General features: G+C 66.6%; 9 protein-coding genes and 1 tRNA gene. 9 read left to right on the forward strand and 1 reads right to left on the reverse strand.

All coding sequences use genetic code 11. From position 1 onward, the window contains the following. Window positions 1-68 precede the first annotated feature (68 nt). The 8 genes from NVV90_RS08425 (at window position 69) to pyk (ending at window position 12,548) form a co-directional block, all read left to right on the forward strand. Entirely contained in the window at window positions 69-341 is a 273-nt protein-coding gene (locus NVV90_RS08425; protein WP_258440713.1) for an HGxxPAAW family protein, read from the forward strand. A 2-nt stretch (window positions 342-343) separates the two neighbouring features. Next, complete coding sequence (trpC, locus tag NVV90_RS08430) at window positions 344-1,162, forward strand: indole-3-glycerol phosphate synthase TrpC (protein ID WP_258440714.1); 819 nt, start codon at window positions 344-346, stop codon at window positions 1,160-1,162. A 145-nt stretch (window positions 1,163-1,307) separates the two neighbouring features. Then, window positions 1,308-2,687: a tryptophan synthase subunit beta gene (trpB, locus tag NVV90_RS08435; RefSeq protein ID WP_258440715.1), complete on the forward strand. Its 1,380-nt coding sequence runs from the start codon at window positions 1,308-1,310 to the stop codon at window positions 2,685-2,687. Next, window positions 2,687-3,499, forward strand: a complete 813-nt coding sequence (trpA, locus tag NVV90_RS08440) for a tryptophan synthase subunit alpha (RefSeq protein WP_258440716.1) — start codon at window positions 2,687-2,689, stop codon at window positions 3,497-3,499. The genes trpB and trpA overlap by 1 nt, the downstream gene beginning before the upstream one ends. 21 nt (window positions 3,500-3,520) lie before the next feature. Beyond that, entirely contained in the window at window positions 3,521-4,699 is a 1,179-nt protein-coding gene (gene lgt, locus NVV90_RS08445; protein ID WP_258440717.1) for a prolipoprotein diacylglyceryl transferase, read from the forward strand. A 260-nt stretch (window positions 4,700-4,959) separates the two neighbouring features. Further along, window positions 4,960-9,573, forward strand: a complete 4,614-nt coding sequence (gene gltB / locus NVV90_RS08450) for a glutamate synthase large subunit (protein ID WP_258440718.1) — start codon at window positions 4,960-4,962, stop codon at window positions 9,571-9,573. Next, window positions 9,566-11,023: a glutamate synthase subunit beta gene (locus tag NVV90_RS08455; protein WP_258440719.1), complete on the forward strand. Its 1,458-nt coding sequence runs from the start codon at window positions 9,566-9,568 to the stop codon at window positions 11,021-11,023. Before gltB ends, NVV90_RS08455 begins: the two co-directional genes overlap by 8 nt. Before the next feature lie 55 nt (window positions 11,024-11,078). Continuing rightward, the gene (gene pyk / locus NVV90_RS08460) at window positions 11,079-12,548 is read left to right on the forward strand and encodes a pyruvate kinase (protein ID WP_258440720.1); all 1,470 of its coding nucleotides are present in this window, start codon (window positions 11,079-11,081) and stop codon (window positions 12,546-12,548) included. Between the two features lie 224 nt (window positions 12,549-12,772). Here the strand turns inward: pyk and NVV90_RS08465 are convergent, their stop codons facing one another. Beyond that, window positions 12,773-13,378, reverse strand: coding sequence for an ANTAR domain-containing response regulator (locus NVV90_RS08465; protein ID WP_207615614.1), 606 nt, complete (start codon window positions 13,376-13,378; stop codon window positions 12,773-12,775). A 196-nt stretch (window positions 13,379-13,574) separates the two neighbouring features. On the opposite strand from NVV90_RS08465, the gene NVV90_RS08470 reads away from it, so the two are divergent. Continuing rightward, window positions 13,575-13,656: transfer RNA gene (locus NVV90_RS08470), tRNA-Leu, on the forward strand. Window positions 13,657-13,754 lie beyond the last annotated feature (98 nt).

Raw genomic sequence — 13,754 nt, forward strand, 5'->3', positions numbered from 1 at the left:
GGACGATGTCCCGGCCGCCGTCAATAAATGGCAGAATGTAAGCAGTATTCGTCTTGAGGAGATTCCACATGAGCAAAACCACAGTGCCCGCTACCCACGCCCCCGTGACCACCGCCAGCCACGCTGACGCGATCGGCCACGGAAACAGCCCGGCAGCCTGGACCTGCGTGATTGTCATGCTGGTCGGCGCACTGGTTTCCTCCATCGCCTACGTGATCGCCAGCACCCCGGTCTTCATCGGCGGCCTCGTGGTCATGGTCATCGGCCTGCTGGCCGGCTGGGCCATGCGCAAGGCCGGCTACGGCGTGGGCGGCAGCAAGCTGAAGAACTCCGGCCACTGACCGTGACGGTTCTTGATGACATCATCGTTGGTGTCAGGGAGGACATGGAGTCCCGCCGCGGCCTGGTTTCCCTCGCGGAACTGAAGGACCGTGCAGCGGCAGCAGCGCCGGCCCTGGATGCCTGGACCGCCCTCGGCGGCCCCTCGCCGAGCCGGGACGAGCTCAAGGTCATCGCGGAGATCAAGCGCCGCAGCCCGTCCAAGGGAGACCTTGCGTCCATCGCGGACCCGGCGTCCCTCGCCGTGCAGTACGCCGACGGCGGAGCCTCCGTGATCAGCGTCCTCACCGAACAGCGCCGTTTCGGCGGCAGCCTGGCGGACCTTGACGCGGTGCGCGCCGCCGTCGGGATCCCCTTGCTCCGCAAGGACTTCACGGTGGACGAGTACCAGATCTGGGAAGCCCGCGCCCACGGCGCGGACCTCATCCTGCTCATCGTTGCCGCACTCTCCGACGCGCAGCTGAACGAGTTCAGCGCGCTCAGCCACGAACTCGGCATGAACGTCCTGGTGGAGACCCACACGGAAGAGGAAATCGAACGTGCCGTTGCCGCGCAGGCGCGCATCATCGGCGTCAACGTCCGCAACCTCAAGACGCTCGACGTCGACCGTTCGCTTTTCGGCTCCCTGGCCGGCCTGATTCCTGCCGAGGCAGTGATCGTGGCCGAGTCCGGCGTCCGCGGGGCCGGCGACGTCTCGCACTACGCCGCCGGGGGAGCCAACGCCATCCTGGTGGGGGAGGCCCTGGTCAGCGACGCCACGCCGCGTGAGCGCATCGCGGAATTCAAGGCAGCCGGCGCAGCGGCCATCGCGGTCAGGAACTGACGCGGCACGCAGGCACGGTGTACGCCAAGCACGGCGTACCTAAGCACGGCGCACGCCACGAGGCAGCCCGGACATTGATGCCCGCGGCTGCCTCGCGGCAACTGGAACTTATTCGATCGATAACTGGAACAGGACGGTGAGACTGATGGTGGACGCGCCAACAGCCAACTCGGAAGAGAATGCGGCCGACGCATTCCTGCAAGGTGGCGCTTCGCTGCGGAACGCCGCGGGCCCGTACTTCGGCAGCTACGGCGGCCGTTGGATGCCCGAGTCCCTCATCGCGGCCCTCGACGAAGTCCAGGACACCTTCGAGAAGGCCAAGGCCGACCCCGGGTTCCTCGCCCAGCTCAAGGACCTGAACAAGAACTACTCGGGCCGCCCCTCCCTGCTCACCGAGGCCAAGCGCTTCTCCGAGCACGCCGGCGGGGCCCGGATCTTCCTCAAGCGCGAAGACCTCAACCACACCGGCTCGCACAAGATCAACAACGTCCTGGGCCAGGCCCTGCTGGCCAAGCGCATGGGCAAGACCCGCGTCATCGCCGAAACCGGCGCCGGGCAGCACGGCGTGGCCAGCGCCACCGCCGCCGCCCTGCTGGGCCTCGAATGCGTGGTCTACATGGGTGCCGAGGACTGCCGCCGGCAGGCACTGAACGTGGCCCGCATGCAGCTCCTGGGCGCCACCGTGGTTCCCGTGACCAACGGATCCCAGACGCTCAAGGACGCCATCAACGACGCCCTGCGCGATTGGGTTTCCAACGTGGAGAACACCCACTACCTGCTCGGCACCGCGGCCGGAGCCCACCCGTTCCCGGCCATGGTCCGCTTCTTCCACGAGGTCATCGGGGAGGAAGCCCGCGCCCAGATCCTCGAGCAGACCGGCAAGCTGCCTGACGCCGTCTGCGCCTGCATCGGCGGCGGCTCGAACGCCATCGGCATCTTCCACAGCTTCCTGGACGACGCCTCCGTGAAGATCTACGGCTTCGAGGCCGGCGGCGACGGCGTCGACACCGGCCGCCACGCCGCAGCCATCACCCTCGGCCGCCCCGGCGTGCTGCACGGCGCCCGTTCCTACCTCATGCAGGACGAGGACGGCCAGACCATCGAATCGCACTCGATTTCGGCCGGCCTGGACTACCCGAGCGTGGGCCCCGAGCACTCCTACCTCGCCGACATCGGCCGCGTCACCTACGAGCCCATCACGGACACCGAGGCCATGGACGCGTTCCGCCTCCTGTGCCGCACCGAGGGCATCATCCCGGCCATTGAGTCCTCGCACGCCCTGGCCGGCGCCATCAAGGTGGGCCAGCGCCTCACCGAGGGCAAGGCCACGCCGTCGGACACCATCGTCATCGTGAACCTCTCCGGCCGCGGCGACAAGGACGTCGAGACGGCGGCGGCCTGGTTCGAAATGCTGGACGAGGACGGCAACGTCAAGGGCACCACCCTCTCCACCCGCAAGCCCAAGGGCCCGGCAGAGCGCGCGGCGGAAGCCGGCGCCGCAGACGTCAACGAGGACCAGAACTGATGACTGAACAGACCACCAGCAAGTCCGCCGCGGCCATCGACCGCGCCAAGGCCCAGGGCCGCGCCGCGCTGATCGGCTACCTTCCGGCCGGATACCCCAGCGTGCAGGCAAGCATCGACGCCGGCATCGCCATGGCCCGCAACGGCGCCGACCTCATCGAAATCGGCATCCCGTATTCGGACCCCGTCATGGACGGCCCCGTCATCCAGGCGGCCACCACCGAGGCGATCGCCAACGGCTTCCGTGTGGCCAGCGTCTTCGACGTGGTGGCCGGCATCACCGCGGCCACCGACGCCGCCGTGCTGGTCATGACCTACTGGAACCCCGTCATGCGCATGGGCGTGGACGAATTCTCCCGCCGCCTGGCCGAAGCCGGGGGAGCGGGCCTCATCACGCCGGACCTCATCCCCGATGAAGCCTCCGAGTGGTTTGCCGCCTCGGACAAGTATGGCCTGGACCGCGTGTTCCTCGTGGCGCCGTCGTCCACCCCGGAACGCCTGGCCATGACCGTCAAGGCCAGCCGGGGCTTCGTCTACGCCGTCTCCATCATGGGCGTCACCGGCACCCGCCAGTCCGTCAGCAGCAGCGCCGAGAAGGTCGTCGCAGACACCCACGCAGCCGGCGCGGAACGCGTCTGCGTCGGCCTGGGCGTCTCCAACGCGGACCACGTCCGCGAGATCGCAGCCTACGCCGACGGCGTGATCGTCGGCACCGCGCTCGTCGAGGCCATCCGCGACGGCGGCGTGGACGCCGTCGGGCAGCTCACCAAGAACCTCAGCGCCGGCCTCGGCCGGGCAGCCGCTGACGCCTAGGAACAAGGAAGAACGCAACCCATGCAGACAGTCCTCCACGTAGCGGCAATGGCTCCCATGAGCATTCCGAGCCCTGATTGGTCCGGATTCGATATTCCGCTGCCGTGGGGGACTCTGCGTATCCACGCCTACGCCCTGTGCATCCTGGCGGGCATCGTCATCGGCCTGTGGCTGACGTCCGCCCGCTGGAAGCGCCGCGGCACGCCCGAAGGCAGCCTGTGGGACATCGCCATCTGGGCGGTTCCCTTCGGCATCATCGGCGGCCGTCTCTACCACGTGTTCTCCTCGCCGGACGCCTACTTCGGTCCCGGCTTCGACGGCACCGGCGACCTCTCCTTGATCCCGCAGATCCAGCGCGGCGGCCTGGGAATCTGGGGCGCCGTAGTGCTCGGCGCCTTCGGTGCCTGGATCGGCTGCCGCCGCGCCGGCGTGAAGCTCACGGCTTTCCTTGATGCGGCGGCCCCGGGCCTGCTGCTCGCCCAGGCGATCGGCCGCTGGGGCAACTGGTTCAACCAGGAGCTCTTCGGTGCCCCCACCACCCTGCCATGGGGCCTGCAGATCGATCCCGCCAACGCCAATTTCCCCTCCGGCATGCCCACAGACACGCTGTTCCATCCGACGTTCCTGTATGAATCCCTGTGGAACCTGGTTGGCGTCGCGTTGCTGCTTGTCCTGGACCGCAGGTTCCACTTCCGCAGCGGACGCCTGTTCTGGCTCTACGCCATGTACTACACGCTGGGCCGGGTCTGGATTGAAGCCCTGCGGATCGACGACGCCGAGCAGATCACGCTCTTCGGCATCACCACCCGCCTCAACGTCTGGACCAGCATCCTCGTGTTCGTGGTGGCGTTGGCCGTGTTCATCGTGCTGGGCCTCAAGGGCCGGCCGGAGCCGGACACCGCGTACCTGCCCGGGCATGGGCCCGACGCCGCTCCGGAAGGCGCAGAAAAGGCCCCCGAAAAGGCTCCCCAAGAGGGCGCCGCAGTGAGCAGCGTCACTGGCCACGATGCGGGCGGATCTGTTTCCGGGGAGGGTGCGCGTGGTAATCTCCGAGATGAGAAAAGCGATCCAGGCCACTTTGTCGAGCCCCGGGAAGCAGCTGAGGAACCCGCGGCCGGTAGTACGCCGGATGCGGGAACGGCTGGAGTTCCCGGCGGCAAAATGCCAGGATCCGCACCGGAAGCTGACGACACCAAGTAGTCGAGCCCGGCAGAGGGCCGCAGAGTCACCACTCGCTGGGCCCGCCGTCCACAATGGCGTGGCACCCCGGCATTCCGGATCGGGCACATAGCTGCCCCCCGGTCAAGCCAAGGCCCGTGGGCACGTAACTGTTCGTTGCGTGTGTGCTGCTGGCCTACAATTCCAATAAATAAGCGCTTTGTTGTGCCCGTCACAGGGTGGGGCAAAGTGGGGCCAACGTTGTCCCTTCCAACGCACTATCACGAGGAAGGACGTCTTCCATGACCCATCTTCATAACCCCGGTTGGTCCGAAAAGGCCGGCACCGAGGGGACCATCTCTCCGTTCAAGCGCTTCGCCGCGCTTCCGGAGGCCCAGGGTCTGTACAACCCGGACAAGGAAAAGGACGCCTGCGGCCTGGCCATCATTGCCACGCTCCGTGGCGAACCGGGTTACGACATCGTGGAAGCGGCATTGACTGCCCTTCGCAACCTCGAGCACCGTGGCGCCGTGGGCGCTGACGAGGGCACCGGCGACGGCGCCGGGCTCCTCATGCAGGTTCCCGATGAGTTCTTCCGTGCCGTCACCGAATTCGAACTGCCGGCTCCCGGCCAGTACGTGGTCGGAACGGCTTTCCTGCCCGCTGAAACCCGTGAGGCCGAGACGGCCAAGGCCGGCATCGAAGCCTTGGCTGCCGACGAGGGCCTGACCGTGCTCGGCTGGCGCGAAGTCCCCGTGGTGGCCGACCTGGTCGGAGCCATGGCACGCGCCTGCATGCCGTACTTCTCGCAGCCCTTCTTCGCCTCGGCCACCGGCGAGCAGCTGGAGCGCAACGAGATCGACTCCCGCGCCTGGCGCATCCGCAAGCGCGCCCAGAACAAGTTCGGCGTCTACTTCCCCTCGCTGTCCTCCCGCACCATCGTCTACAAGGGCATGCTGACCACCGCGCAGCTGGAACCGTTCTACCCGGACCTCTCGGACAAGCGCTTCAAGACCAAGCTCGCGATTGTCCACTCGCGCTTCTCCACGAACACCTTCCCGTCGTGGCCGCTCGCGCAGCCGTTCCGCACCATCGCCCACAACGGTGAAATCAACACCGTCAAGGGCAACCGGAACTGGATGCGCGCCCGTCAGTCGCAGTTGGCCAACCCGCTGCTGGGCGACACCCCGGAAGAGCTCTACCCGATCTGTACGCCGGGTGCTTCCGACTCGGCCTCCTTCGACGAGGTCGCCGAACTGCTGTGGCTCTCCGGCCGCCCCATCACGCACTCGATCATGATGATGATCCCCGAGGCCTGGGAAAACCACGCCACGATGGACCCGGCCCGCCGTGCCTTCTACGAGTACCACTCGCTGCTCATGGAACCGTGGGACGGACCGGCCGCCGTGTCCTTCACCGACGGCAACCTGGTGGGTGCCACCCTGGACCGCAACGGCCTGCGCCCCGGCCGCTACTGGATCACCGAGGACGGCCTGATCATCTTCGCCTCCGAGGTGGGCGTGATCGACGTCGAGCCCGCCAAGGTGGTCAAGAAGGGCCGTGTTGCCCCCGGCAAGATGTTCCTCGTGGACACCGGCTCGGGCCGGATCATCGACGACGCCGAGGTCAAGGCCGAGGTTGCCGCCGCCAACCCCTGGGCCGAATGGCTCAAGGACAACCTGATCGACCTCAAGGACCTGCCGGAGCGCGAGCACGTGGTCCACACGGCCGCGTCGGTCAACATCCGCCAGCGGACCTTCGGCTACACCACCGAGGAACTGAAGATCCTCCTTGGTCCCATGTCCCGCACCGGTGCGGAGCCCCTGGGAGCCATGGGTTCGGACACCCCGGTTGCCGTGCTCTCCAAGCGCCCGCGCCTGCTGTTCGACTACTTCGTGCAGTCCTTCGCGCAGGTCACCAACCCGCCGCTGGACGCCATCCGCGAGGAACTCGTCACCTCGCTCAAGTGCGCCATCGGCCCGAACGGCAACCTGCTGGACGTCAACCAGGTCCGCCAGCCGCAGATCTCGCTGCCGTTCCCCGTGATCAACAACGACCAGCTCGCCAAGATCGCGAACATCGAAAACGCCGACGGCGACAAGGTCGCCATGAAGGTGCGCGGCCTCTACCGCCCCGAAGGCGGCGAAGCGGCCCTGCGTGCGCGCCTGACCGAAATCTGCGAGCAGGTTTCCGGCGCCATTAACCGCGGCGTGCAGTACATCGTGCTGTCCGACCGTGACTCGAACGCCCAGTGGGCGCCGATCCCGTCGCTCCTGCTGACCAGCGCCGTGCACCACCACCTGCTCCGCAGCGCCAACCGCACCAAGACCGCCCTGGTGGTCGAGGCCGGCGACGTCCGCGAGACGCACCACGTGGCCGTGCTGGTGGGCTTCGGCGCCTCCGCCGTGAACCCCTACCTCGCCATGGAATCGGTCGAACAGCTGATCACCACCGGCGAAGTGGTGGGAGTGACCCCGGAAGACGGCGTCTACAACCTCATCAAGGGCCTCGGCAAGGGTGTCCTGAAGATCATGTCCAAGATGGGCATCTCCACCGTGGCCTCCTACTGCGGTGCCCAGACCTTCGAGGCACTGGGCCTGTCCCAGGAACTCGTGGACGAATTCTTCTCCGGCACGCACTCCCAGCTGGGCGGCGTGGGCCTGGACGTCATCGCGGCCGAGGTCTCGGCACGCCACCAGATGGCCTACCCCGAGGGCGGCATCGAGCACCCGCACCGCCCGCTCCTGGGCGGCGGCGAGTACCAGTGGCGCCGCGACGGCGAACCGCACCTCTTCAACCCGGAGACGGTGTTCCGCCTGCAGCACGCCACGCGCGAACGCCGCTACGACATCTTCAAGTCCTACACCAAGGGCATTGACGACCAGTCCGAGAACCTGATGACCCTGCGCGGCCTGCTCAAGTTCAAGACCGGCCTGCGCCCTGCGGTGCCGCTCGAGGAAGTCGAAGCGGTTTCCAGCATCGTCAAGCGCTTCTCCACGGGCGCCATGAGTTACGGCTCCATCTCCAAGGAAGCACACGAGACCCTCGCGATCGCCATGAACCGGCTGGGCGGCAAGTCCAACACCGGTGAGGGCGGCGAGGACGTGGACCGTCTCCTGGATCCCGAGCGCCGCTCGGCGATCAAGCAGATCGCTTCCGGCCGCTTCGGTGTCACCAGCCTGTACCTGACGAACGCCGAAGACATCCAGATCAAGATGGCGCAGGGTGCCAAGCCCGGCGAAGGCGGCCAGCTCATGGCCCAGAAGGTCTATCCCTGGGTGGCCCGGACGCGTCACTCGACCCCCGGCGTCGGGCTCATCTCCCCGCCCCCGCACCACGACATCTACTCGATCGAAGACCTCGCACAGCTCATCTACGATGCGAAGCGCGCCAACCCGTCGGCCCGTGTGCATGTCAAGCTCGTATCCGAGGTGGGCATCGGCACGGTGGCGTCCGGCGTCACCAAGGCGAAGGCCGACGTCGTGCTGGTTTCCGGTCACGACGGCGGAACCGGCGCCTCGCCGCTGAACTCGCTCAAGCACGCCGGTGTGCCCTGGGAACTCGGCCTCGCCGAAACCCAGCAGACCCTCATGCTCAACGGCCTGCGCGACCGCGTGGTGGTGCAAGTGGACGGCCAGCTCAAGACCGGCCGCGACGTGGTCATCGCCGCGCTCCTGGGCGGCGAAGAGTACGGTTTTGCGACCGCGCCGCTGGTGGTCTCCGGCTGCATCATGATGCGTGTCTGCCACCTGGACACCTGCCCCGTCGGCGTTGCCACGCAGAACCCCGAGCTGCGCTCCCGGTTCAACGGCAAGCCAGAATTCGTGGTCAACTTCTTCGAGTTCCTCGCAGAGGAAGTCCGCGAAATCCTCGCCGAGCTCGGTTTCCGCAGCCTGGAGGAGGCGATCGGCCACGCCGAAATGCTCGACTCCCGCGAGGCGATCAACCACTGGAAGGCCGAGGGCCTCGACCTGGACCCGATCCTGCACGGGCTCGAGTTCGACGACGATGTGCCGCTGCGCAACATGACCGGCCAGAACCATGAGCTGGACAAGCACTTCGACCAGCGCCTGATCGGGATGGCTGCCGAGGCACTCAGCGACCGCACCCCGGTCAAGATCTCGGTGGACGTCATCAACACGGACCGCTCGGTGGGAACCATGCTGGGCCATGTGGTGACCAAGACGTTCAGCACCGATGTGCTCGCCACAGACACCATCGACGTCACGCTGAAGGGAACCGCGGGCCAGTCCCTCGGCGCCTTCCTGCCCGCGGGCATCACCCTGCGCATGTTCGGCGACTCCAACGACTACGTGGGCAAGGGCCTCTCCGGCGGACGGATCATCGTCCGCCCGGACCGCACCAACGTGTTCCAGGCGGAGCGCAACGTGATCGCGGGCAACGTGATCGGCTACGGCGCCACCAGCGGCGAGATGTTCCTGCGCGGCCAGGTGGGCGAACGCTTCCTGGTGCGTAACTCCGGTGCCACCGCCGTCGTCGAAGGCATCGGCGACCACGGCTGTGAGTACATGACCGGCGGCCAGACCCTGATCATCGGCCGCACCGGACGCAACTTCGGCGCCGGCATGTCCGGTGGTACGGCCTATGTGCTGGACCTGCAGCCTGCCCGCGTCAACAAGGATGCGCTGGACTCCGGCGAACTCCAGCTCCTCGAGCTGGACGCCGAGGACCGCGACATCGTCCACGGCCTCCTCGTCAAGCACGTCGAGGAAACCGAATCCGTCCTGGCGGGCCGCCTGCTCGAAAACTTCGATGACACCGCAGCCCGCATCACCAAAGTACTGCCGCGCGACTACGCCGCAGTCCTGCAAACCCGTCTCGACGCCATCGAAGAGGGCCTTGACCCCGACGGCGAAGAAGTATGGTCTCGAATCCTGGAGGTAACCGGTGGCTGATCCACGCGGATTTTTGAAAGTCCGGCAGCGCGAAACGCAGCCACGCCGTCCCGTTCCCGTCCGCATCATGGACTGGAAGGAAGTCTACGAAGCCCAGGACAAGGGTGTGCTGAAGAGCCAGGCCGGCCGCTGCATGGACTGCGGCGTCCCCTTCTGCCACCAGGGCTGCCCGCTGGGCAACCTGATTCCGGAGTGGAACGACCTGACGTGGCGCGGCAAGGGCGAGGACGCGATTGAGCGCCTGCACGCCACGAACAACTTCCCGGAGTTCACCGGCCGGCTGTGCCCCGCGCCCTGCGAGGCGTCCTGCGTGCTGGGGATCAACCAGCCCGCCGTGACCATCAAGCAGGTGGAGGTTTCCATCATTGACGAGGCCTTCGAGAACGACTGGGTCCAGCCGCTCCCGCCGACACGCCTCACCGGCAAGACGGTGGCCGTCGTCGGCTCCGGGCCCGCCGGCCTGGCTGTCGCACAGCAGCTGACCCGCGTGGGCCACACCGTCGCCGTCTACGAGCGCGACGACAAGATCGGCGGCCTCCTGCGTTACGGCATCCCCGACTTCAAGATGGAGAAGGAACAGGTGGACCGCCGCCTGGAGCAGATGAAGGCCGAAGGCACCCGCTTCCGCACCGGCGTCGCCGTCGGTACGGACGTCACCTGGGAGCAGCTGCGCCGCCGCTACGACGCCGTGGTCATCGCCACCGGTGCCACCGTGCCGCGCGACCTGCCGATTCCGGGCCGCGCCCTGGAGGGCGTGCACTACGCCATGGACTACCTGGTCCCCGCGAACCGCGTGGTGGCCGGCGAAACCGTGGAGAACCAGATCAACGCCAAGGGCAAGCACGTGGTGATCCTCGGCGGCGGCGACACCGGCGCCGACTGCATCGGCACCGCCCACCGCCACGGCGCGGCCTCCGTGACCACCCTGGCGATCGGCAAGCAGCCGCCGCTGGAGCGTGCCGGGAACCAGCCCTGGCCCATGTTCCCCACCCTGTTCGAGGTCGCCAGCGCCCACGAAGAAGGCGGCGAGCGGACGTACCTGGCCTCTACAGTTGAGTTCGTGGGCGAAAACGGCAAGCTCACAGGCGTCAAGGTTGCCGAAACGGAATTCGTGGACGGCAGGCGCCTGCCCAAGGCCGGAACCGAGCGGATCATCCCCGCGGACCTGGTCTTCCTGAGCCTCGGCTTCACTGGCGCCGAACCGGCCGGCATCACCGAGCAGGTCAGCGCAGAGTTCGACGGCCGCGGCAACGTGGCACGCGACGGCTACTACATGACGAACACCGAAGGTGTGTTTGTGGCCGGCGACGCCGGCCGCGGACAGTCCCTGATCGTCTGGGCCATCGCGGAAGGCCGCGCCTGCGCAGCCGCCGTCGACAAGTTCCTCATGGGCAGCACGATTCTCCCGGCCCCGGTCGCCCCCACCGACCGCGCCATCTCGGTCTTATAAGACCGGCAGGAACGACCATTCAACTCAACCAGCAGCACACTACTAGGGTAGGTATATGAGACGCGCGAAAATTGTGGCAACTTTCGGCCCGGCTATCTCCAGCTACGACAACACCCTCGCGGTGTTGGAAGCCGGCGTCGACGTTGCTCGCATGAACATGAGCCACGGCGACTACGCCGTGCACGACAACACCTACGAAAACGTCCGCAAGGCTGCAGCACAGCTGGGCAAGCCCGTGGCCATCATGGCCGACCTTCAGGGCCCCAAGATCCGTCTTGGCCGCTTTGTTGACGGTCCCCACGCTCTGGCAGTCGGCGACACCTTCACTATCACCACCGAAGACGTCCCCGGCACCAAGGACATCTGCTCCACCACGCTCAAGAGCCTCACCGAGGACGTCAACGTGGGCGATGCCCTGCTGATCGACGACGGCAAGGTTGCCCTGCGCGCCATCGAGGTGGACGACGTGAAGGTCGTCACCACGGTGACCGTCGGCGGCATGGTGTCCAACAACAAGGGCATCAACCTGCCCGGCGTTGCCGTCAACGTCCCCGCCCTGAGCGAAAAGGACGAGGACGACCTCCGTTGGGCCATCAAGCGTGGCGTTGACCTGGTGGCACTGTCATTCGTCCGCGACGCAGCCGACATCACCCGCGTCCACGAAATCATGGACGAAGAAGGCCGCCGCGTGCCGGTGATCGCCAAGATCGAAAAGCCGCAGGCCGTGGACCAGCTCCACGAGATCATCGACGCCTTCGACGCCATCATGGTTGCCCGTGGCGACCTCGGCGTCGAGCTGCCGCTCGAGGAAGTGCCGATCGTCCAGAAGCGCGCCATTGAACTGGCACGCCGCTGGGCCAAGCCGGTCATCGTGGCCACCCAGGTCCTCGAATCCATGATCGACAACCCGCGCCCCACCCGCGCCGAGGCCTCGGACTGCGCCAACGCAGTGCTCGACGGCGCCGACGCGGTCATGCTCTCCGGCGAGACCAGCGTGGGCCAGTACCCGATCGAAACCGTGAAGGTGATGGCCCGGATTATCGAGTCCACCGAAGTCCACGGCCTTGAGCGCGTTCCGCCGCTGGGCACCAAGCCCAAGACCCGCGGTGGCGCCATCACCCGTGCCGCCGTCGAGATCGCCGACCAGCTGGAAGCCAAGTACATCTGTACCTTCACCCAGTCCGGCGACTCGGCCCGCCGCCTGTCCCGCCTGCGTCCGGTCAAGCCGGTCTTCGCGTTCACCCCCGTGGAGCACGTCTGGAACCAGCTGGCACTGACCTGGGGCATCCAGCCGGTGCTGGTCCCCACGGTTGGCCACACCGACGAAATGACGGCACAGGTTGACCGCAGCCTGCTCGCCATGAAGATTGCCGATGAGGGCGACCTCGTGGTCATCGCTGCCGGTTCCCCTCCGGGAGTCGCCGGTTCCACCAACTCGCTCAAGGTCCACAAGGTGGGCGACCTGGCCGACACCGGTGCCGCAGACCGCGTCCGCGAGAAGGTCGGCCCCTGGCCGGAAAGCTAAGCCGCCGCACCTCCTGGGCGCCGTAGCAACAGGCAACACAAGTAAGGACCTCGCCGTTTGGCGGGGTCCTTCCTTGTGCCTGGGGAGTGCGCGTTGGGGGAGTCGGCGGTTGGGGAGTCGGCCGGGGGAGCCGGCCGGCCTTCTTGCCGGAGACGACGATAGGGGCGGCCGGATCCCGTTCAGGAATCCGGCCGCCCCTATCGGCTTGGCCTGCTGGCTTGGTGCTAGTTGACCTGGTTGATGATGGTCTCGGCAACCTCGCGCATGCTGAGGCGGCGGTCCATGGAGGTCTTCTGGATCCAGCGGAAGGCTTCCGGCTCCGTCAGGCCCATCTTGGTGGTCAGGAGGCTCTTGGCGCGCTCTACGAGCTTGCGGGTGGCGAACTGTTCCTGGAGGTCGGAAACCTCGTTTTCGAGGGCCTTGATCTCCTCGTGGCGGGACAGCGCGATCTCGATGGCCGGGATGAGGTCGGCGGGCGTGAACGGCTTGACGACGTAAGCCATGGCGCCGGCGTCGCGGGCGCGCTCAACAAGCTCCTTCTGGCTGAAAGCGGTCAGCAGCACCACCGGTGCAATGCGGGCCTTGACGATCTTCTCGGCTGCCGAGATGCCGTCCATGACGGGCATCTTCACATCCATGAGGACCAGGTCCGGCTTGAGCTCCTCGGCAAGTTCAACGGCCTTCTGGCCATTGTCTGCCTCTCCCACGACGTCGTAACCTTCGCCCTTGAGAATCTCGATGATGTCCAGCCGGATGAGGGTTTCATCCTCGGCTACGACTACGCGGCGTGCCGGCTGGGATACGGGCGTGGACTCCGTCTGTTCTGTCACGGGATCTCCTTGAAAAGGTACGGCGGGTTCAGATCCATCTTAGTTGCACGCGGCCCTTGCGTATGACTTATTGCTTCGGCGGGCCGGTTCTGGGAATCAGCCTATCTGCATGTAGAGTAGTTTCGCGCACTGCAACAGGCAGCGTTGGGTTCTGTGAAGAGCCCGACGCCGGTAGGTTCTGTTCCAGTGTCTCCGCGCCCGAGTGGCGGAATTGGCAGACGCGCCGCACTCAAAATGCGGTATCGAAAGGTGTGTGGGTTCGAGTCCCACCTTGGGCACGTGTTTTCCCAGTTCAGGGGCTTATTCGCCGCTGAGTGTGGACAAATGTTCTCGGATGGGCCCCTTCGGGGGCCCTTTTCGTTTGCCGGGTACCTCG

The organism is Arthrobacter sp. CJ23 (genome assembly GCF_024741795.1).
GTDB lineage: Bacteria > Actinomycetota > Actinomycetes > Actinomycetales > Micrococcaceae > Arthrobacter.